The sequence below is a fragment of the Undibacterium sp. WLHG33 genome, assembly GCF_049544815.1.
Lineage (GTDB): Bacteria > Pseudomonadota > Gammaproteobacteria > Burkholderiales > Burkholderiaceae_D > Undibacterium.
In genome coordinates, this window is record NZ_CP186697.1 from 2,244,582 (window position 1) to 2,265,021 (window position 20,440).

15 protein-coding genes are annotated in these 20,440 nt (G+C 51.8%); 4 read left to right on the plus strand and 11 right to left on the minus strand.

The window, feature by feature from the left end:
- Positions 1 to 188 precede the first annotated feature (188 nt).
- The 3 genes from dksA to ACOTSW_RS10295 all read right to left on the minus strand — a co-directional run bounded on the left by dksA (position 189) and on the right by ACOTSW_RS10295 (position 2,365).
- Positions 189 to 677: an RNA polymerase-binding protein DksA gene (gene dksA, locus ACOTSW_RS10285; RefSeq protein ID WP_423678986.1), complete on the minus strand. Its 489-nt coding sequence runs from the start codon at positions 675 to 677 to the stop codon at positions 189 to 191.
- Positions 678 to 800: 123 nt separating this feature from the next.
- Positions 801 to 1,856: a CobW family GTP-binding protein gene (locus tag ACOTSW_RS10290; RefSeq protein ID WP_423678987.1), complete on the minus strand. Its 1,056-nt coding sequence runs from the start codon at positions 1,854 to 1,856 to the stop codon at positions 801 to 803.
- A 17-nt stretch (positions 1,857 to 1,873) separates the two neighbouring features.
- Positions 1,874 to 2,365, minus strand: a complete 492-nt coding sequence (locus ACOTSW_RS10295) for a Fur family transcriptional regulator (RefSeq protein ID WP_423678988.1) — start codon at positions 2,363 to 2,365, stop codon at positions 1,874 to 1,876.
- A gap of 285 nt (positions 2,366 to 2,650) precedes the next feature.
- Here ACOTSW_RS10295 and ACOTSW_RS10300 point away from each other — a divergent pair, with 285 nt between their 5' ends.
- Complete coding sequence (locus ACOTSW_RS10300) at positions 2,651 to 4,618, plus strand: PhoX family protein (protein WP_423678989.1); 1,968 nt, start codon at positions 2,651 to 2,653, stop codon at positions 4,616 to 4,618.
- Positions 4,619 to 4,861: 243 nt separating this feature from the next.
- Here the strand turns inward: ACOTSW_RS10300 and ACOTSW_RS10305 are convergent, their stop codons facing one another.
- The 7 genes from ACOTSW_RS10305 to ACOTSW_RS10335 form a co-directional block, all read right to left on the minus strand.
- Positions 4,862 to 5,596, minus strand: coding sequence for a hypothetical protein (locus ACOTSW_RS10305; protein WP_423678990.1), 735 nt, complete (start codon positions 5,594 to 5,596; stop codon positions 4,862 to 4,864).
- A gap of 123 nt (positions 5,597 to 5,719) precedes the next feature.
- A complete protein-coding gene (locus tag ACOTSW_RS10310) occupies positions 5,720 to 7,126 on the minus strand; it encodes an alkaline phosphatase (RefSeq protein ID WP_423678991.1) in 1,407 nt (468 codons plus the stop codon).
- A 33-nt stretch (positions 7,127 to 7,159) separates the two neighbouring features.
- A complete protein-coding gene (locus tag ACOTSW_RS10315) occupies positions 7,160 to 8,608 on the minus strand; it encodes an alkaline phosphatase (protein WP_423678992.1) in 1,449 nt (482 codons plus the stop codon).
- A gap of 276 nt (positions 8,609 to 8,884) precedes the next feature.
- Positions 8,885 to 9,835, minus strand: a complete 951-nt coding sequence (gene xerC, locus ACOTSW_RS10320; RefSeq protein WP_423678993.1) for a tyrosine recombinase XerC — start codon at positions 9,833 to 9,835, stop codon at positions 8,885 to 8,887.
- A 26-nt stretch (positions 9,836 to 9,861) separates the two neighbouring features.
- Complete coding sequence (locus ACOTSW_RS10325) at positions 9,862 to 10,521, minus strand: DUF484 family protein (RefSeq protein WP_423678994.1); 660 nt, start codon at positions 10,519 to 10,521, stop codon at positions 9,862 to 9,864.
- An 8-nt stretch (positions 10,522 to 10,529) separates the two neighbouring features.
- Complete coding sequence (gene dapF / locus ACOTSW_RS10330; RefSeq protein WP_423678995.1) at positions 10,530 to 11,381, minus strand: diaminopimelate epimerase; 852 nt, start codon at positions 11,379 to 11,381, stop codon at positions 10,530 to 10,532.
- Between the two features lie 50 nt (positions 11,382 to 11,431).
- On the minus strand, positions 11,432 to 13,768 hold the full coding sequence (locus tag ACOTSW_RS10335; protein ID WP_423678996.1) for a methyl-accepting chemotaxis protein: 2,337 nt from the start codon (positions 13,766 to 13,768) through the stop codon (positions 11,432 to 11,434).
- A gap of 335 nt (positions 13,769 to 14,103) precedes the next feature.
- On the opposite strand from ACOTSW_RS10335, the gene ACOTSW_RS10340 reads away from it, so the two are divergent.
- The 3 genes from ACOTSW_RS10340 to ACOTSW_RS10350 all read left to right on the plus strand — a co-directional run bounded on the left by ACOTSW_RS10340 (position 14,104) and on the right by ACOTSW_RS10350 (position 19,654).
- Entirely contained in the window at positions 14,104 to 17,685 is a 3,582-nt protein-coding gene (locus ACOTSW_RS10340; protein WP_423678997.1) for an indolepyruvate ferredoxin oxidoreductase family protein, read from the plus strand.
- A gap of 119 nt (positions 17,686 to 17,804) precedes the next feature.
- Positions 17,805 to 19,280: a peptide MFS transporter gene (locus ACOTSW_RS10345; protein ID WP_423678998.1), complete on the plus strand. Its 1,476-nt coding sequence runs from the start codon at positions 17,805 to 17,807 to the stop codon at positions 19,278 to 19,280.
- Positions 19,277 to 19,654 (plus strand): DUF423 domain-containing protein, encoded by a 378-nt coding sequence (locus ACOTSW_RS10350; RefSeq protein ID WP_423678999.1) that lies wholly within the window; start codon positions 19,277 to 19,279, stop codon positions 19,652 to 19,654. The genes ACOTSW_RS10345 and ACOTSW_RS10350 overlap by 4 nt, the downstream gene beginning before the upstream one ends.
- Before the next feature lie 94 nt (positions 19,655 to 19,748).
- On the opposite strand, the gene ACOTSW_RS10355 is transcribed toward ACOTSW_RS10350, so the two are convergent.
- Complete coding sequence (locus tag ACOTSW_RS10355; RefSeq protein WP_423679000.1) at positions 19,749 to 20,360, minus strand: glutathione S-transferase family protein; 612 nt, start codon at positions 20,358 to 20,360, stop codon at positions 19,749 to 19,751.
- Between the last annotated feature and the right edge of the window lie 80 nt (positions 20,361 to 20,440).

Sequence of the window (20,440 nt, forward strand, 5' to 3'; positions counted from 1 at the left end):
GATTGTTATTGGCATCGCGTTGTAAAAAGCCAACATTCTTTTGTTGAGCGATAACGCAAGGCGCGGTTTTGATAGCGAACTATCTATAAAGTTCCTCATCAATGCAACATTGTTGCAGTTTCCTGATTAAAAAAAGCGTGTAACTGATTACACGCTTTTTACTTTAATGCATTTTTGTGACAGCGGAATTAATCGCCGTACAGTTTTTGTTTCATTTCACGTCGTTGTTGAGCTTCGAGAGACAGTGTTGCTGTTGGACGTGCCAATAAGCGCGGAACGCCGATAGGCTCGCCTGTTTCTTCGCACCAGCCGTAGTCGCCTTCATCAATGCTGGCGATAGCTTGCTGAACTTTTTTCAGCAATTTGCGTTCGCGGTCACGGGTACGTAACTCAAGCGCGTGTTCTTCTTCGATCGTGGCACGGTCTGCCGGATCGGGAACTAAAACGGTTTCGCGAAGATGCTCGGTAGTTTCGTCGGCATTCTTCAATAAATCCTTTTCAAGCTGTTGCAAACGGGCCTTGAAAAATGCCAGTTGTGCAGCGTTCATATAGTCCTTCTCTCCCATCGCGAGGATTTGTTCCTCGGTGAGCAGGGCTTCGGGGGCGCTGACTGTAGCAGTCGATTTAGATGATTTAGTTGCCACTTCGCTTACTTTCGATACAACGGGTTTATACATAGAAAAAGTCTGAAACGATGAAGTTTTCAGATAATTTATCCTCCCCTTACTGATATGAAAAGCAGCATTTTCACTCATGCTACTTGCACAACAGACAATGCCTTATATCAGTAGCCCGACAGTTTATACTAAACAATGCTCCAGACCTTGAATAAATATGTCTTTTGGTAGATTTTTGCCAATAAACACCATTTTGCTTTCTTTTGTCTCTGCATCACCCCATTTGGCACCGACGTCAGTCCCCATGATCTGATGCACGCCCTGAAAGATTACTTTGCGGTCAGCGCCCTGCATGTACAACACTCCTTTATAGCGCAGCATACGCGGACCGAAAACCTGAATCAGGCCACCTAAAAATTCGTCAAGCTGCCCTGTATTGAATGGGCGTGTACTTTTAAACACAAATGCAGCGATATCATCAGAATGATGCGCGTGATGATGATTATGCGCATGTTCATGCCCGTGCTCATGCGTGCAATGTTCATCGCAGTGTTCGCCGTGATGTTCGTGTGCATGATCTTCTTCGCTTAAAAATTCGGGATCAAGATCCAGTTTTGCGTTCAGGTTAAAGCCTTTCAGATCCAGCACTTCAGCAATGGCAATGTTGCCGAAATCGACGGTGCTGATTGGTGCGCGTGGATTGATATGCATCAGACGCGAGCGCAGGATTGCCAGTTGTTGTGCATTCACCAGATCGGTCTTGGATAACAGAATTTTGTCGGCGAAACCTACCTGACGTTGTGCTTCTTCATGTTCATCGAGTTGCTGCATGCCATGACGTGCATCGACTACGGTCACGACAGCGTCGAGCATGTAGTAGGTACCGACTTCTTCATCGACGAAGAAAGTCTGCGCCACCGGGCCGGGATTGGCGAGACCTGTGGTTTCGATAATCACGCGGTCGAAATCTATCTTACCTTCATTCTTTTGCTGTATCAGCTTCGTGAGTGCGAGGATCAGATCGCCGCGTACAGTACAGCAGATACAGCCGTTGTTCATCTCAACGATTTGTTCATTACTGTCCTGTACCAGAATTTCATTGTCGATATTTTCCTGGCCGAATTCATTTTCGATCACGGCGATTTTATAGCCGTGGTTTTCCTGCAGGATGCGGTTGAGCAGGGTCGTTTTTCCTGCGCCCAGAAAGCCGGTCAGAATAGTGGTGGGAATCAGTGCCATAGCGTCAGAAAGAAAAGTTAATCGGAACAGTCAGCACACCAGCCTTTGATGGTCAGCTCAATGTCATGACTTTGAAAACCACGCCCCAGTGTTGCTTGCAGGGTCGCCTGCAATTGTTCGTGTAAAGACGCGGGCTGTTCTGCGTCATCGAGACAAAACACGCGGGCGCAGCGGGTACATTTGAAATGACCGTGCTGGTGTTGAGTCACCCCGGTTTTTGACTCGCCAGACTGTTCACTGCCGGTGCTGTAGCGGAAAACACGGTCGTCGCCGGAGATTTTATGCGTGAGACCGGCTTCAGTCAGACAATCCAGTGCACGATACAAGGTGACCCGGTCCATCTCAGGCAGCGCATCCTGTACTTCCAGATGCGACAGTGCCCGTTTGGTATCGAGTAATACCGACAATACCCCCAGCCTGGCATCGGTGACGCGGACGCCGCTGGCCCGCAGCAAGTCCGAGGCTTGCGCCTGGTCGCTGACAGTGTGACTGTGATGCGCAGATTTCATATCGAATGCAGGAAAGAATAAGCAAGAATAAGCCGGCATTATGCCTGAAACTGCAATTCAGTTGCAAAAGTGTGCCTGTTCAGAATCACGGCACAAAAAAGCAGTAATTAGCGCCGCCTTTTTACTCATCGTTTCCATTCATCGTCTTGTCATATTTGCTTTTTAAACTGCGCGGCGGTGAATCCGCGGATGCGCGCTGTTCTGCGTAGCTGGTTCTCACTGAATTTGTGCGCCGCGCATCGCTGATGCCCTTGTTTTGATGTCATTCACTCTGGGATTATTCTTATGTCAGATCAACCTCAATCAGGTCGCCGCAAGGCATTAAAATTCCTCGCTGGTGCACCGTTGTTACCGCTCGGTGCGATGTCCTCGGCATCACTGCTGTCTGCCTGCGGTGGTGGCTCGACGATTGCAGCGTCGCCGGCGGCTTCGGTCGCTAATTTTGTGTCCGCAGACTTTACCGCGATGGCTGCACCGGCATTGTCAAACGCTGCTGCGATGGCTACCACGACGCTGGCTTCCAGCCTGAACGTCACGTTCAGCGACAATTCCACACAAACATACAAACTCGCTTATCAGCCTTTCTTCCTGACCGGCGATATGGTGCCGAACGGTAATGGTGGCACAGTGCTGGCCGGCGGTTACTACGATATAAATAACAAGCCGATTATCGATGCGACTGTCGCCGGTAAAGAGCGTCAGTACTTCTCCGATTCGCCGGATGGCACTTCCCTGTTGTCGCTGCCAAACCCGACAGTCAGCGGCATCAAAGGCAAGGCAGTATTTGCAGTCGTGCAGTTCGAGTACACGACCTGGGCACAGGACGGCAAAACTGATATGTACGGTAAATTGCCGTCACCGATTGCGGTACTGACGCTGGATCAGGATCAGACAACCGGTAAATTAACTCTGGTGAAATACCATAACGTTGACACTTCCAAAGTGAATGGTTTGTGGATTACCTGCGGTTCCAGCCTGTCGCCGTGGAACACGCATTTGTCGAGTGAAGAGTATGAGCCGGACACATTCACAATCAGCTCAAACACGATGTTTGCAGCGTACAGCACGAATTTGTACGGAGATCCGACCAAAGCAAATCCTTACCACTATGGGCATTTGCCAGAAGTGACGGTCAATCCCGACGGTACCGGTTCAATTAAAAAGCACTATTGCCTCGGCCGTATTTCGCATGAACTGATACAGGTTTTCCCGGACAACCGCACGGCACTGATGGGTGACGATGCAACGAATGGTGGCTTGTTCATTTTCGTCGCAGACAAGGAAAAAGATCTGTCTTCAGGTACTTTGTATGTTGCTAAAATCGGCGCGGGTTTCTCACTTGATCCAGCCGCTGCCGGCGCGCCGCTGAGCTGGATTAAACTCGGCTCCGCAACCAGTGCGGAAATCGAAGCGCTGGCAAATAAGCTGAAACCGACAGACATCATGGATGTCTCGAACACCGATCCTAAAGATCCGACTTACACCAAAATTTATATCGGCGGAAAAATCCAGTGGGTACGCGTCAAAGCCGGCATGGAAAAAGCCGCGGCTTTCCTCGAAACCCATCGTTACGCCGCCCTGATGGGCGGCAGTATGGCGTTGACGAAGCTGGAAGGCACCACCGTCAATGCGAAAGATAAGATTGCGTATTCGGCTCTGCAAAACATGCAAAGTTCCATGGTGCGTGGTAATGCGGCATGGAACGAAGCCTTCGGCGTGACGCTGGAAAAAGCCCTGAACGCGGGTGGTATTCTGGCGCATACGCTGACAGGCGGTCAGAAAGATACTTCCGGTGCGCCGATCAACAGTGAATGGGTACCGACGGTCACCAAGACTTTGCTGATCGGTGAAGATATTGCAGCAGATGCTTTGGGCAATACCTGCAATCCGGATAAAATCAGTGCGCCGGATAATCTGAAATTCTCAGAAAAACTGCGCACCCTGTTCATTGGCGAAGACAGCGGTTACCACGTGAATAATTTCTTGTGGGCTTACAACGTCGATACCAAAAAATTATCACGTGTTGCATCGATGCCTGTCGGTGCCGAAGCGACCGGTTTGTCGGTGGTGGATAATCTGAATGGCTGGACCTACATCACCAGCAATTTCCAGCACGCCGGCGACTGGGGCGGCATCCACAATATCGTTAAGCCTGCGCTCGATCCGTTGGTGCGTGCGAACTATAAGGATCGTTTTGCCTCCGCGGTGGGCTATCTGACCGCTGATGTCAGCAGTGTCAAACTGACGAAATAAAGCTGACGAGCGGAACTTCCGGCACAAAGCTGACCGGAAGTGCAATTTAGCTTTGAATAAAAAAGGACAGATCATTCTGTCCTTTTTTACGTTCAAATATACTGGGGGGAGTATATTTTGAAGCCCTTATTTGATAAGGACGTCAGCGGTATTCATGGCGCAGAAGCGGGGAGTATCTGATCTCTGTGCTGCACGTTCATGCATAAACGGGCGCGCCCAGAGCGCGCTTGATCTGCATGCAAATCAATCAAGAAAATCCGCATATTCTTTTTGCGCATAGCCTTTTAAATTCTGCCATGGCAGCTTAGTGCTGAGCGGAGACTGAAGCTTGACTTCGACGCGTCGGAAGAAGGTACCCGCTTTATCACCGCTCTCGATAATCAGCGGAATTTGTTTTTGCTCATCCCATAATATTCTCTGGAAATTGCCATTCATTTCGCGTTCACGCCATTGAGCACCGCTGACGGTCGGAGTCTTCTTTGACAGTGGCATGGATTTGACGAGTTTGGGATCAACCAGATAAAACGCGTTTTCCCACGAGCCGTCGAAATTCACGTTGTCGTATTCGGAAGCCGGAATCGCGATAATTTCTTTATCTTTGGCATTCACAAATTCGATCTGGGTCTTATTACCCTCCTGAAACACATGACGAGGAAGCACTACATGGTTGAAGTGTTTATGTTTTGCTTCCTTCATTTTCTTATTGTTGCTCTTCTCATCAGCATGATCGCCATCGGCGTGGTCATGCATGCCAGCCGGTAATACGCGGGCGATCCAGACATGTTTCGCGCGGCGTAACAGGGTTTCTTCGTAGCGTGCTTCGCGCGTCACGCCTTCCGGGGTTAACACCCGGCTGTAATTTTGTATTTTCAGATCCAGATCCGGCGCTGTCGTCTCAGGCGTCGCTGGCGCTGCCATTACAAATTGGCTGACGGACAGAGCCAGGCCAAGTGCGGCGATAAGATAGTTGAATTTCATTTTTAAATAAGACTTTCGTGCTCGTGAAGATTGCAATATCAGACGATCTGCGCGGATCGCCGTAAAGATGAAAAAACCAGAGGGCAGTACCCTCTGGTTTTTTTAGACTCAGCGACGGTTCAATCAGAAGCCGTAAGCTGATTTCAGCAGTGTGAATACTTTAGTGTTATCCAGCGTGCCTTTAAATGCTTTTGCACCTGCACCGGTGGCAAACAATTTTACGTCACCGCCGCCGTGGGTTTCACTGGCCAGACGCACGCCGGTTTCTTGCAAGTAGTTATCTGCCAGTACCGTTGCACTATCGAGATTCGAGCGCAGGTTAGGACGGTTAGGACCATTACCGAACACCAGAGTAGTGTAGGTATTGCCATCCGCATCTTTTGTCGGCTGACCTGTTTTGTAATCGCGGTTAATGTCCAGAATAGGATTGCCGCGTTTACCGTAACCATTGAATGCCAGCGTATGGTCATGGTCTGCCGTTACTACGATCAGCGTATTGGCCAGCGTCGGGTCGGTCAGTTTTGCTTTATCTAACGCAGCTTTCACAGCATCATCAAATGCGATGGTGTCGGTCAGTGCGCGTTTCGCGTTTGTGCCGTGCAAGGCATGATCGATACGACCGCCTTCGACCATCAGGAAATAGCCATTGGAATTCTGCGACAGAATATCCATTGCTTTGGTCGTCATTTCCGCCAGACTAGGCTGATTCGCGCCTTCGCCAACCGGTGGTGTTGCAGTACGGTCGAGCTCATATTCCAGATGGCTTTTGCTGCTGTACAAACCGATGAATTTTTTATTCGTCGGGGCTGCCAGCATGTCTGCTTTTGTCGCCGCAACGGTGTAGCCTTTGGCTGCGAATTCATTCAGCAGATTGCGGCCATCGGCACGGCCGAGTTTGCCGATGCTGGTGCTTGCGTCGTAAGGCAGGAAGTGGTTACGGCCGCCACCCATCAGCACATCGACACCGTCCAGCAAGGCACTGTTGTAACCTGCGCCACCTGGTACTGCCTGTGCCGCAATCGCGTATTGCGCATTGCGGTTACAGATGTGTGAGTAAGTTGCTGCTGGTGTTGCGTGCGTCAGTTCGGTGGTGGTGATAGCACCGACTGCTTTACCTTTGGCTTTTGCCAGTTCCAGGATCGTTGGTACCGCAGTGCCGTTACCGGTGGCCGCGCAATTGTTGATACCCAGATTGCCATTCGCATCTTTACCTGGATTCGTGGCAACGGTGTCGGCAGTCATGGAGATGACTTCGTTATTCATCTTCACGCCTGTCATGTAGGCGGCCATCGACGGTGCGCTGTCGGTTGTCTGCGCATCGTTTGAGTAAGTCTTGATACGGGCTGTGCGTTCCAGCTTATCCATATTCAGGCTGCCGTCCTCGCCGTATTTATAGATACGCGATGCCGTGATCGTTGACGGGCCCATGCCGTCGCCCAAAAAGAAAATAATATTTTTTGCTTCGCCTGCAGCGTTTGCAGCATTGGCAAAAGTCATCGCCAGTGTGGCGGCTAAAAGTGTGCGTTTCATAATCAGTTATCCGTTCTCAACAATATTCAATAATCACAAACCAGAGGCCGATTTCACCAGACCGAAGACTTTCGTGTTATCGATCGTACCGAGGAAAGTATCGGCGCCTTTACCAATCGCACCGAGGAATACATCCGTACCGCCGTGTGTTTCGCTGCCTGCTGCCACGCGTACCACCGCTTCCTGATGGTAAGTATTGGCGCTGGTGGTGGTTTCATCGAGACTGATCATGCTGCTGCGGCTGCCTTGTGTGCGGTTTTCACCATTACCGAAACCGATAATCGAATACGGTGCGCCATCCAGATCTTTTTCGACTGCGCCAGTCACATAGTTTTTCACCACGCCGAGCACACCCGGATTACCGCTAGCCGTTTTACCGGTACGTTTGGCGTAGCCGTTCAGTACCAGCGTATGGTCGTGGTCAGCAGTAACGACGATGAGTGTGTTTTTCAGATCAGGGTCGCTGATCTTGGCTTTGGCAATCGCCGCTTTGATGGCGTTATCGAATGCCACTGTGTCTTGCAGTGCCTTCTTGGCAGTTGTTTCGTGCAAAGCATGGTCAATACGGCCACCTTCCACCATCAGGAAATAACCTTTGGAATTTTTTGCCAGCACGTCCATTGCTTTGGTCGTCATTTCTGCGAGGCTAGGTTCTTTGGCCGGATCGCGATCAAGGTCGTAGCTCATATGGCTGGAAGTGAACAGGCCGAGCAGACGATCTGTTTTGGTGCCGTCAATCGCATTGAACTCTGCAGCGTTGCTGGCATAAGCGTAGTTTTTCGCTTTCATTTCAGCGACTAAGTCACGGCCGTCAGCACGTTTGCCACCGTTTTTAGATGGTGTGAAAAATTGCAGACCGCCGCCCATCAGTACGTCCAGACCTGTTGCGCCCAGCGCAGTGTTGTAGCCGGCACCGCCAGGAACGGCAGCAGCAGCGATATCATTTTCCAGATCGCGGTGGCAGATATGTGAGTAAGTGGCCGCTGGTGTTGCGTGGGTAACGCGCGTGGTGGTGACGACGCCGGTCGATAAACCTTTGGCTTTCGCCAGTTCCAGTAAGGTCGGTACGCTGCTGCCGTTTTTCGTGCCGCAGTTATTTCCGAGTTTGTTGCCGTTCGCATCAGCGACAGGATCAACCGCAACGGTGTCCGGTGACATGGAAATCACTTCATTATTCATTTTGACGCCGGTCATGTAAGCCGACATCGACGGTGCGCTGTCAGTGACCTGTGCATCGTTAGAGAAAGTCTTAACGAAAGCGGTTTCCGGCAGCGTATCCATAGTCAGGTCGCCATCTTCACCGACAGAGTAAATACGCGCTGCTGTCATGGTTGTCATACCCATGCCATCGCCCAGGAAAAAAATTACATTTTTCGGTGCGTCAGCAACAGGTGCCGGATCGTTTGTGCTGGTGCCGCAACCAGTGACCGAGAGAGTGAGTGCGGCGCCGAGTACAGCGACGTAAAGAGCCTTGAATTTCATTTTCGTTCGTCCAGAGGGGTTAAAAGTATCCCAATGTAACAAGGCATTATTACGCGTCAGTGACCTGGCCCGGGAATGATACGGACTGCCGTATCCGGTGTGGCTTTTTTGATGCGGAGGAAAACAGGAGACCGTACATGCGCTGCTGACTCGAGCAGGCGTCAGAGGCGGTTTCAGCTGATAAATAAGCGCTAAATATACTGGGGGGAGTATATTTTAATGTCCTTATTTTATATGGACGTTAAGGGGGAAATGATAAAAACAAGGGGGAGTATGCTATTTCTTGGCGCGCGGATGGGCCTGATCATAGACTTTTGCCAGATGCTGAAAATCGAGTGAGGTATACACCTGCGTTGCGGCAATCGAGCTGTGTCCCAGCATTTCCTGTACCGCGCGTAAATCGCCGGACGATTGCAGTACATGTGACGCAAAGGAATGACGCAGCATGTGTGGATGCACGTTGGCAGGGATGTCCAGACTTTGTGCATGGGCTTTGATGCGCAACTGCACCAGACGCGCCGAAATTCGTGTACCGCGCTCGCTCAGAAACAGCGGATGCGGATCGGCTTTGACGAGACTGCCGCGGATGGCCAGCCAGTCGCGTATGGCTTCCAGCGCTGGTGCGCCGACCGGCACAATGCGTGGTTTGTTGCCTTTACCGGTGACGTGCACTTCGCCCTGATCCAGATCGATCCAGCCCGCCGATGCATAGCCAGGCTCTTGTACCGCGGCGACATCCAGGCCGACCAGTTCGGATACGCGCAAACCACTCGAATACAAGAGTTCAAACATGGCGCGATTTGCGCGTGGCGTGGCCTCGTCGCCACCGCGATACGACACCAGACGCACGGCATCATCGGCGCCGAGTGCTTTGGGCAAAGGCTTACTTTTTTTCGGAGCGCGTATGCCTTCGACCGGGTTGCTGTTCAGGTTATGCTGCTCCATCAGCCAACGGTAAAAGCCGCGCCAGCTCGACAGTTTGCGTGCGATGCTGCGGGCATTTAAACCCTGGGCATGGAGTTGAGATGTAAAGCGGCGGATTTGCGCAGTGCTCAGTTCTGTGATCGCCTGTGAGCCGGCGTATTGCTGCAGTTCGCGCAGATCGAGGGCATAACCACTGATCGTGTGCGGTGACAGCTGGCGCTGACTGCGTAAGACTTCCAGATACGCATGCAATAGATTGTCGCCAGCGGCAGTCGTATCCGGCAGGTGAGCTGGCGTTGCCATGGCGACTCCGGTCTGGCGTCAGTGAATTAAATATCGATCAGGCAGGTCAATGCCGCGCTGCTGGTATCGGCGATGTTGACCAGAAAATCGGTAGCCATGTTTTTGGTATAACGCGCCGGATCGGGCGAACCCAGTACCAGCAAACCAAAGGCTGGTGATGTTGGCGACAGACGCAGCGGCAACATCGCGATGGATTGCACCGGCGTGCTGGTTTCTATCCAGCTGGCTGCTTCAAAATCCTGATTCGGACCGCAAAACGGCGTTGTCAGGCCTTTCGCAAACAGAATGGCATCTTCGCTGGCGGGTGCTGCAAACCAGGTGTGAGAAAACTCAGGGGCGACATTCCAGAGGCGTAAGGTGGCGTGCGGCAGCTGGAAAATATCCTGCAGACCCTGCGTCAGAACAAACGGCAGATCAACATCATTGCGCGCCAGCAGCAGGGCACGCGTCCATGCCTGAAACTTTTGGCTGATGTCGTGATTTTCTTCCGCGATCCGCATTAATTCGGACAATCTGAGTTCCAGCGCGCGATACTTTTCACGCACGACTTCCATTTGCCGTTCTTGCAGAGAAATAGTACGGCCCATGACCGGGCTCGTCAGTTTGACCGCACTCAGTAATTCTGCGTGCTCTTCAAAAAAATCCGGATTCTGGATCAGGTAGGTTGCGATGTCAGTTGAATTCATTACATTGATCAGAGATTAATTTCGCCTTCGAAGACCGTGACTGCCGGGCCGCTGAGCATAACAGAGCTGCCTTCGCCTTGCCACGCGATAGAGAGTTCGCCGCCATGGGTGGTGACGCGCACCGGGCTGTCGAGCAAGCCGCGCCGGATGCCGGCAACCACGGCAGCACAGGCACCGGTACCGCAGGCCAGCGTCTCACCCGCACCGCGTTCATACACGCGCAAGCGGATGTGATGACGATCCTTAATTTGCATAAAACCTGCATTTACGCGTTTCGGAAAACGCGGATGATGTTCAATCACAGGGCCATCGGCTGCGACCGGAAACATCTCGACATCATCAACCACCTGCACTGCGTGGGGATTGCCCATCGAGACCACAGAAATCGCGACTGTTTTGCCATTCACATCGATTGGCCATAACACATCATCGGACTGGGGAAAGGCAGTCAGCCCGGAATTGTCGAAAGGAACTTTTGCCGGTTCCAATACCGGTGCGCCCATATCAACGGTGATGCTGCCGTCGCTTTCCATGCGCGGAGCAATGATGCCGGACATGGTTTCAACGCGGATTGTCGATTTGTCGGTCAGTTTTTTTTCAATGACGAAACGCACGAAAGCGCGTGAGCCATTGCCGCACTGCTCGACTTCGCCGCCATCGGCGTTAAATATGCGGTAGCGAAAATCGACATCCGGCTTGTCTGATTTTTCGACCACCAGAATCTGATCGGCACCGATGCCAAAACGGCGGTCAGCAATATGCTGCCACTGTTCGCGGGTGAATTGTATCTGCTGGTGAATTGCATCGATCACGACAAAATCATTGCCGGCGCCATGCATTTTGGTGAATTTGAGTTTCATGAGCGCATTATATCGCGGGATACGCGCGATGATGCGCCCGCCGCGAGGATTTAGCTGCCGTCGGCTTTATATACGCCGCACCCGATAACGATGTCGTTTGCCACTGCTTCGATATACGAGGTTTTACCTTCGACCTGATTCGAGACAGGATTCAGTATGGTGTAATCGACCCAGCCACCCGATGCCGGCAGGCTGAACGCATCTGCCACCAGTTTGCGGCCGTCGAGTCCGCTCAGGTGAAACAGATTCAGCTTCAGTTTTTCCGCATTGCCGCCAAAAGCCAGATACTGACCTTCGCGGTTGAAGGCAAACACATACATGTCTTTATGGCTGAATTGCCGGTCTTTATCGCTGGTGATTTCTGCCAGTGCTGCTTTGCCTCTGCGTTGGAACAGCTCGACCGCTTTCTTTACCATCAGATAGGCTTCGTCGGCCGTTCCTTGCCTGAGGTGAAAACCGGCAACGGCTTTGGTCAGATAGGTAGCGCGCTGTTCCAGATGAATTGCCATGCTGCGCGCTTGTTCTGCCATGCCACCATTGCTTTGCGTGATTTCATCCAGATGCTTGAGTGCTTCAGAAATCTGCGCCAGACCATTGCTTTGCTCGTCTGATGCGCTGGATATTTCATTAATGTTGCCCGCCAGATCGCGTATGCCGGTGACGATGTTACTGAGTGTGGTGTTGACATCGTTGATCTGACCGACGCCATGCTGTACCTGATGAACAGACTGATCGATCAGATCGCGGATCTGTTTCGCCGCATCGGCACTGCGCTGCGCCAGGCTGCGGACTTCGGTTGCCACTACCGCAAAGCCGCGCCCTTGTTCACCGGCACGTGCCGCTTCGACCGCTGCATTGAGTGCGAGGATGTTGGTTTGAAAAGCGATGCCGTCGATCATGCTGATGATTTCATGCATCTTCAGCGCACTTTGCTGTATCCCCTGCATAGATGTGACTGCCGCGTGCATCGCATCACCGCTGGAAGCCGCGATCTGGCTCAGGCTGGAGGCCAGATGATCTACTTCACGGGCGTTTTCAGCATTTTTTTTTACTGTGGCCGAGAGATCTTCGACGCTGGCGGTGGTTTCTTCCAGGCTTGATGCCTGCTGCTCGGTTCTGACTGCCAGATCACCGATATCACTGGACAGATTCTGACCGAGTTGCGATACCTTGCTCGCATTCGTACGTACATTCGCCACCAGCCCTGACAGGTTCAGATTCATTGTCTCCAGAGTGTTCCCGGTTTCTGCCAGCTCGTCTTTGCCATCGATATGAATTTGTCTGGTCAGGTCGCCGGAAGATACTGACAATGCAGACTCACGCACTGCGTGCAGTGCCTGCATAAAGCCGCGATAAAACCCCAGTAACAGATAAGCCGTCGTCATAAATAACAGCAGCAGAATGGAAAAAATCAGATTTCTGCGCAAACTTTGTTTGTCCACGCGTTCACTGAGCAGATCATTCAGGCGCTGATGCAATTGTTGCTGCAGCCTGACGGCTTTTTCTATCGCTTGTGTCCCTTGCTCAAAATAGCTGCCGGCATCACCGCTGATAGTGTCACCCAGTAAATTCTGTCGCGCCAGCGCGGCAAAGTCTTCGCTGGCTTTGATGCTGGCCTGTTGTTCAGCCGGGACGATTTCACCAGCTCGTTTCAGTTGTTGTTCCAGATCGTTGACTGCCTTGATCGCAGATTGCAAAGCACTCAGACGCGAGATGATCGCCGCTTTACCAGAGAAATCTATCGTCCCGGATTTAATGTAACCGGCACCGAGCCCTCGCAGCAGTGCCACTTGCTCTATCCAGGTCGGAATTTTGATGACGGCCGCATCCATCAGAAAATAGGTGGCAGCTTCAGGGTCAAAGAATAAGCCGCTGCGCTCACTCGCATACAAGGAGAAATCCTGGATTCTGGCGATCAGACTGGTGTGCTGAGCAAGGCTGGCGGCAGATGTTTCGGCGACCTGACCCGCGGCTAACTGGCGTAATTCAGCTTCCAGTGGCGTCCAGTTGTCGCTGAGCTGGAATTCCGGATTATTCGAAATTTCCAGGCGTAGTCGTGACAGACTGTCTGACAAGGCTTTTCTGGTGATCGCAAGATCGGCGTCGATATTCCCACCGGATAACTTCAGATTAACCTGGCCGCGATGTTTTTGCGTCTGGATCATCACATCCATGAGTTGACGGTTGATTTGTATGCCACTCAGCTCATTTTGTGCGATTTCAACATCTGTCTGCATCTTCGACAGCATGTACATCACCAGCAGCAGCGTCGGCAGCATCAGGATAATAAACATCGACAGCAGTTTGGTACGCAAGCTGAGCTTGCTCATCATGGCAGCGCTCGGCCGCATGAGTGTGTTCAGCAGTTTGTCTCTTGAGGCTGGCATAGTTATTTTTCGTTGGAGTGAACGCGCCATGGAACGTTGTTGCATTTTCCCAGAAAAGAACCCTCGGATCATTGTACTCAGTATATAAAAACAACAATAACAACAATATAGATCGGGGTCATAGAAAATGGCTATATCATTTCTATTAGTCAACAGTACACTTTGCCGCACTGTCAGTCATACTGTACTGGTGTTTTTGTGCGTGACTGTGCATGGGGGCGTACCATGCTGCATGCTAATGTGCGGCCAGAATTAAAAAGTATATGATTCACTCACAAGGTGATTCTGTTTATTGGCAAATACCAATGCCATACAAAAAAAAGCACGGAGACCCCATGAATGCACCTCTCAGACCCGAGCAGCAGGCGCTGATCGACAATTCTATTTCCCTCGACGATAAATTCACGCTGGAGCGCGGACGCGCTTTTATGACCGGCACCCAGGCATTATTACGCCTGATGATGTTGCAGCGGCAGGCTGATGAAAAAGCCGGGCTCAATACCGCTGGTTTTATTACCGGCTATCGCGGTTCGCCTTTAGGCAACGTCGATCTGACCGCCAGTAAAGCAAAAAAGTATCTGGAAAAAGCACATGTGAAATTTCATCCAGGCGTGAACGAAGATCTGGCCGCCACCTCGGTATGGGGAACGCAGCAGGTGAATCTGTTCCCGGGAGCGAAATACGACGGCGTGTTTGCAATGTGGTATGGCAAAGGCCCGGGTGTTGATCGCTGCGGTGATGTGTTTAAACATGCGAATCTGGCCGGCACATCAAAGCACGGTGGTGTACTGGTCATTGCGGGTGATGACCATGCGGCCAAATCGTCAACCGCGGCACATCAGTCCGAACACATTCTGAAAGCCTGCGGTATTCCGGTGTTGTATCCGTCGTCGGTGCAGGAATATCTGGATTACGGTTTGCATGGTATTGCTTTGTCACGCTACACCGGGCTCTGGGTGTCGATGAAATGTGTGACTGAAGTGGTGGAATCCGGTGCCTCAGTGGAGATTGATCCCGAGCGTATTAAACCGATTATTCCCGGCGATTTCCAGATGCCGGCCGATGGTGTCAACATACGCACGCCTGATCCTGTGCTCGCGCAGGAAGCGCGCATGATTAATTACAAGTGGTACGGAGCATTGGCTTATGCACGCGCCAATAAACTGAATCAGATCATCTGGGATAGTCCGCGTGCCCGAGTCGGTATTATCACCGCAGGTAAGTCGTATCTCGATACCCGTCAGGCACTGGCGGATCTGGGCATTGATGAGCAGGCAGCCGCCGACATTGGAATCCGTTTGTATAAAATCGGCATGACCTGGCCGCTGGAATCGCAGGGTGTGCGCGAATTTGCCAAAGGTCTGGATGAAATTCTGGTGGTCGAAGAGAAGCGTCAGATTCTCGAATACGCGCTCAAAGAAGAGCTGTACAACTGGCAGGATGATGTACGTCCTCGCGTGGTCGGCAAGTTTGACGATACAGGTGAATGGAGCGATCTCGATCATAGCGGTCATGGCGACTGGCTGCTGCCTGCGACGTATGAACTGAGCCCGGCGCAGATCGCCCGTGCGATTGCATCCCGTATCACCAGGTATTTTTCCGGCCATCCTGTTGAACAGCGCGTCAAACAGCGTGTCGCTTATCTGGAAGCCAAAGAGGCAATGCTGAACGTCGCGGCTAAACCTGATCCCAACAAAGATCGCGTTCCGCATTTCTGTTCAGGTTGCCCACACAATACCTCGACCAAATTGCCGGAAGGCAGCCGTGCTTTAGCGGGTATCGGTTGCCATTACATGGTGACCTGGATGAACCGTGAATCGACAATTTTCAGTCACATGGGGGGAGAAGGCGTGACCTGGGTAGGTCAGGCGCCGTTCACGAATGAAAAGCATGTGTTCAGTAATCTGGGTGACGGCACCTATTTCCACTCCGGCTTGCTGGCGATACGTGCAGCAGTTGCCGGACATGTGAATATCACCTACAAAATTTTGTTTAACGACGCCGTTGCGATGACAGGTGGTCAGGAGTTTGACGGTCCGCTGGACCCCGGCATGATTTCGCGCCAGATTGCGGCAGAAGGTGTCAAACCGATTATCGTTGTGACCGATGAGCCGGAAAAATATCCGGCCAATTACAACTGGGCTCCCGGCGTGACAGTGCGTCATCGCAGTGAACTCGATGCAGTACAGCGTGAGTTGCGTGAAATTGAAGGCGTCTCCGCGATGATTTACGATCAGACCTGTGCGTCTGAAAAGCGTCGCCGCCGGAAAAAATTTGACAAAGATGGCAAGCCAGGTTTCCCTGATCCGGCCAAGCGCGCGGTGATTAATGAAGCTGTCTGCGAAGGTTGCGGCGATTGTTCGGTGCAATCAAACTGCCTGTCGGTCGAACCCCTGGAAACCGAATTCGGACGCAAGCGCCAGATCAATCAGTCGTCGTGCAACAAGGATTTTTCTTGTGTGAACGGCTTCTGTCCAAGCTTCGTCACCGTTGAAGGCGGCAAGCTGAAAAAACCAGCGAAGGTGAAAGCAGAACAAGGAACTGCGCTCGATGTTGCCAGCTTGCCTGCACCGGCTTTACCTGCAACGAAAGAACCACTGAACGTACTGGTGACCGGTATCGGCGGCACCGGCGTGATCACGATTGGTCAGATCATGGCGATGGCAGCGCATCTGGAAGGCAAAGCCTGCTCCGTACTCGATATCACTGGTCTGGCGCAAAAAGGCGGCGCCGTTATGTCGCATGTGCGTCTTGCAGACAATGCTGCCGATTTGCATTCCACACGTGTCGGTACCGGCATGGCGGATCTGGTGATCGGTTGCGACGAAGTTGTGACAGCCAGTCGTGATGCCTTATCGCGTATGGGCGAAGGCCGTACCCGTGCGGTCGTCAATTCCTCTATTTCACCGACCTCGACATTCATTAAAAATCCGGACTGGACTTTCCCGGGTGAGAGTGCGGAAGCGGAAATCCGTCACTCTTGTGGTGAAGACCGCGTCGATATGGTCGATGCCACACGGATGGCAACGGCACTGATGGGCGACAATATTGCTTCAAATATGTTCATGCTGGGTTTTGCATGGCAAAAAGGCTGCGTGCCTCTGAGTGAAGCTGGGTTGATGCGTGCAATTGAACTCAATGGTGTTGCGATTGATTTCAACAAGCAGGCATTTAACTGGGGGCGCATCGCAGCGCATGATCTGGCGGCGGTGAAGAAACTGGTAGCTCCGGCGCAGGTGATCGAGCTGAAGCGCGCACCGACCCTGGATGACATCGTCTCCAAACGGATTGCTTTCCTGACGGATTATCAGGACGCTGCTTATGCTTCTCAGTACAGTGAATTCGTCAATAAAGTCAAAGCGGCGGAGGTTGCGATTGCCGATGGTAAGCCATTACGCCTGACCGAGGCAGTGGCGAAATATCTGTTCAAACTGATGGCGTACAAAGATGAATACGAGGTCGCACGTTTGTACACCGATGGCAAATTCCAGAAAAAAATTGCCGATATGTTTGAGGGTGATTACGCAATACATTTCCACCTCGCACCACCATTGTTTGCCAAACACGATGCTCAGGGACATCTGATCAAGCAGCATTATGGACCGTGGATGATGAAAGTATTCGGTGTGCTGGCGAAAATGAAATCTTTGCGTGGCAGTATGTTCGATGTATTTGGATATACAGCAGAACGCAGAACCGAACGTGCGCTGGTGGTTGAATACAAGCAGACGATACAGCAACTACTGCCTTTGCTGAATACGGGCAATCTCGCCAGTGCGGTTGCGGTTGCCAGTGTGCCCGAAGATATCCGCGGTTACGGCCATGTCAAAGAACGTCATTTGCTTGCCGCTAAAAATAAACAAGCGACATTGCTGGCGGAATTTAATACGGTCGCGGCGCCGCAAAAAGCAGCGTAGTTCTGACTACTTAAAAGAATGGTCGACGCAAGTCGGCCATTTTTTATTTCCTGATCCGGAAAAGAGCAGGATGCCAGCGCTCTGCTTTACAATGCAACCGACATTCAAAGGAGCACATTTTGTCCACGATTAAACAAAAGCTTGCCAATATACCTGAGGGCTCGGCAGCCCTGTTTTTCATTCAGATATTTGCAACACTCGGTTTCGCGGTGTTGTATTCGACGCTGGTGCTGTACGCAACCAAGAAGCTGAATTTTTCAGTCAAAGAAGCCACCGCCATCATGGGAGTGTTTGGCGCGTTCAATTATGGTCTGCATTTATTCGGCGGTTACCTCGGCGGACGTTTCATCAGCAATCGCAATCTGTTTGTCGGCGGTATGGTATTGCAGGTGCTGGGCTGTGGTTGCATTTCACTCGGCAGTGCGGAGCAGTTGTACTGGGGGCTGGGATTGTTCCTGACCGGCAGTGGTCTGAATGTGACCTGCATTAACATGATGCTGACCCAGCGCTTTAAGCCAGAAGACGACAGACGCGAGAGTGCGTTTCTGTGGAATTACGCGGGGATGAATCTCGGCTTTTTTGTCGGCTTCAGTGCTGCCGGTCACTTTCAGCTGCTCGAAGATTATGCCGGTCTGTTTGTTTTTGCGACGATAGGCAATTTTATGGCGATTGTGCTGGCGCTGTTGAATTGGAAGCGGCTGGTCGATCTGAATACGCCATTGTTGCAGGTAACGCCTGTGGAATTCAAAAAACGTCTGGCGGTCGGGCTGGCGATTTTGTTTGGTCTGGTACCCGTGATTTATTTCATGCTGCATAAAGCCGAGCTGACCGGCAATCTGGTGCTGATCATCAGTGTCGGTATCGCTTTGGTCATCGCCTATCTGACATTCAGACACAAGGATCAGCGCGAACAGCGGAATATGTCGGCATACATTCTGCTGACCATAGGTTCACTGGTGTTCTGGACTTTGTATCAGATGGCACCGATGGGCTTGCAACTGTTTGCGGTGAATAATGTGGACCGCATGGTCTGGGGTATAGAAATCGCACCGCAATGGATACAGAACATCAATAGCTTCGTCATTATGGTCGGTGGTCCGCTGATGGCGATACTGTTTAAAAAATTACGCGATCAAGGCTGGCAGATTGATGTACCGGTGCAGTTCTCTGCCGCTTTACTGTTGATTGGCGTCGGCTTTCTGGTACTGCCGCTGGGCATAGGTTTCGCTGCCAGCAACGGTCTGGTGGCATTCCGCTGGATATTCATCAGCTACCTGTTGCAAAGCGTTGCAGAGTTGCTGATTTCGCCGGTCGGTTACGCCATGATAGGTCGCCTCACACCGGCGAAGTATCAGGGTGTGATGATGGGCACCTGGATGCTGACGACAGGTACCGCATCAATCCTAGCGAGCTATTTTTCCGGCATGATTCCTGAGGCCAGTGAAGGCATGGCCACTTCCACGAATCCGACGTATCAGCATATTTTTTCTATGCTGGGTTGGGGCGCAGTCGGCGTTGGCGTCGTATTGATTTTACTGATTCCTTTCCTGCGCAAACTGATTACGAAAAGCGCAGATCATGAGGCAATAGCATGAGACCCCATCACTGGATCAGTATTGCCGCGTTGAATATGTTGATTGCAGTCGGTGCCGGGGCATTTGGTGCGCATGGGTTGAAGTCGGTGCTGAGCGCCGACATGCTCGCGATATGGCAGACGGCGGTGCAGTATCAGATGGTGCATGCACTGGGTTTGCTGGGGTTAAGCTTGTTGCAGACACAGTGGAATGAGCGTTTGCTGGGGTATGCGGCATGGGCGATGTTGTCCGGCATCGTTATTTTCAGTGGCAGCCTGTATGCGCTGGCGTTGTCTGGTTTGCGCATCCTCGGTGCGATTACGCCGGTGGGTGGCGTCGCATTTTTGCTGAGCTGGGCAATGCTGGCGTGGTGCGCTTACCGCCGCCAGCATTGATGTTTTGCGCTGTCACAATCTGGCTGCCGGATAGCATGTCAAATTGTGACCGGCTGATAGTGCTTGCTAAGACTGGCGGGTGAAGCGGCAAAGCTTACTCGCCATTTTTTTCGACCGCGCGTTGGTAGGCAGGGCGTGCTTCTATCATATCGACAAAACGCGTCAGATTCGGAAACGCTGCGCGTCCGGCACTTCTGACGCCGATTTGCACCACAAAAGACAGCTGGACATCTGCTCCGGTGAGTTCATTACCGACGAAGAAATCGCGCCCTTCTAATTCTGCATTCAGATAGCCAAGATGATTGGCGATTTCGCTGTTGATACGCGGATGCAATGGCGCACCTGCTTCGCCGAGCCGACCGACGTAGAGCTTCAGCAGCAAAGGCAGCATGGCCGATCCCTCGGCATAGTGCATGAATTGCAGATAGCGGTAGTAATCCGGCGTGCCTTTTTCCGGTACGAATTTGCCGTTGCCATATTCAGTGATCAGGTATTCGAGAATCGCGCCGGATTCGATCAGAATTTCTTCTTTATCGCGCAGCACCGGCGCTTTTCCTAACGGATGAATTTTCTTGAGTTCCGGCGGCGCGAGCCGGGTCTGCGGATCGCGGTCATAGCTGATCACCGCATATTCCTGACCTAATTCTTCCAGCATCCAGGTGATACGGCGTGAACGGGATTCTTTCAGGTGGTGAACTTCAATCATATTAATTCCCAGTGTAAAAAGAGAGTGCTGATTATGCCGATATTTCGGCATCCTCGTTGGTGTCAGCGTGAGATGGCTGA